Annotated in this window: 1 protein-coding gene; it reads right to left on the reverse strand. The window is 71.9% G+C overall.

Features of this window, described 5'->3' with window-relative positions:
- Positions 1–298: 298 nt before the first annotated feature.
- Complete coding sequence (locus tag ACI3KX_RS22095) at positions 299–1,168, reverse strand: ABC transporter permease (protein WP_349429110.1); 870 nt, start codon at positions 1,166–1,168, stop codon at positions 299–301.
- Positions 1,169–1,235 lie beyond the last annotated feature (67 nt).

Below are 1,235 nucleotides of genomic sequence, written 5' to 3' on the forward strand. Positions count from 1 at the left end.
CTCCCGCCCGCCCGATCCTGTTCCCAACTCAGGAACGAGGCAGCATCGACGGGCGCCGAATCGCGGAATCATGCGGACGGGACCGCGGCGCGGATGCGCGGATCCTGAGTTGGGAACGTGGGTGAGGCTCATGACACCACCTCGGGGACTCGCCGGCTCACGGTGCCACCCTCCTGCCCTCCCGATCCTGTTCCCAACTCAGGAACGGGGCAGCATCGACGGGTGCCGAACCGCGGAAGCATGCGGATGGGACCGCGGCGCGGATGCGCGGATCCTGAGTTGGGAACGGGGGTGAGGCTCATGACACCACCTCGGGAATGTGCAGGCGCGCGCGGCGCGTGGCGAACGGGCTCCGCGAGAGCGTGGGATCGGTCGCCTCGCGCAGGCCGTCGCCCAGCAGGTTGAGGCCGAGGACCGTGAGCGTGATGGCGAGGCCCGGCCACACCACCGACAGAGGGTGCACCGCGATGAACTGCTGCAGCTGCGCGAGCAGCAGGCCCCAGGACGGCTCCGTCACCGGCGCGCCGAAGCCGAGGTAGGACAGGCCGGCCTCGGCGAGCACGGCGACCGCCATGCCCCATGAGAGCTGCACGATGAACACCGGGGCGACGTTGGGCAGCAGGTGGCGCCACAGATTCTGCGCGGGCGTGAGACCCGACGCGCGGCCGGCCAGCACGAAGTCGCTCTGCAGCACCCGTCGGAGCTCGGGGCGGGTCACCCGCGCGATGTTCACGCCGAAGCCGATGCCCACCGCCCAGATCACGACCCACAGCGATCCGCCCCACACGGCCGAGATCATCATCGCGATGATGAGCACCGGGAACGCGATGAGGATGTCGACGAAGACCGCCACCGACTCGCGCACCCACCGCGCGGTGAGGGCGCCGAGCGCGGCGAGGGAGATGCCGATCACCGTCGCGACGATCCCGGCGCCGACGGCGACGAACACGGTGGTGCGGGCACCGGCCATCAGCAGGCTCAGGATGTCGCGGCCCGACCCGTCGGTGCCGAGCAGGTGCGGCCAGCCGGGAGGCGCCCAGCGGTCCGAGATCTCGACCTGCTGCGGGTCGAACGGCGTCCAGAACCGTGCGACGACGGCGGTGACGACGACCACCGCGACGACGATGAGGCCGAACCGGCCGGTCGACAGCGCCCACAGCCGGCGCAGCCATGCCCAGCGCGACGGACGCCGCGCCCGGGCCGGCGTCCCGGCCCCGCCATCCGTCGTCGCACGC

It is taken from the genome of Microbacterium sp. ZW CA_36, assembly GCF_044987475.1.
Lineage (GTDB): Bacteria > Actinomycetota > Actinomycetes > Actinomycetales > Microbacteriaceae > Microbacterium.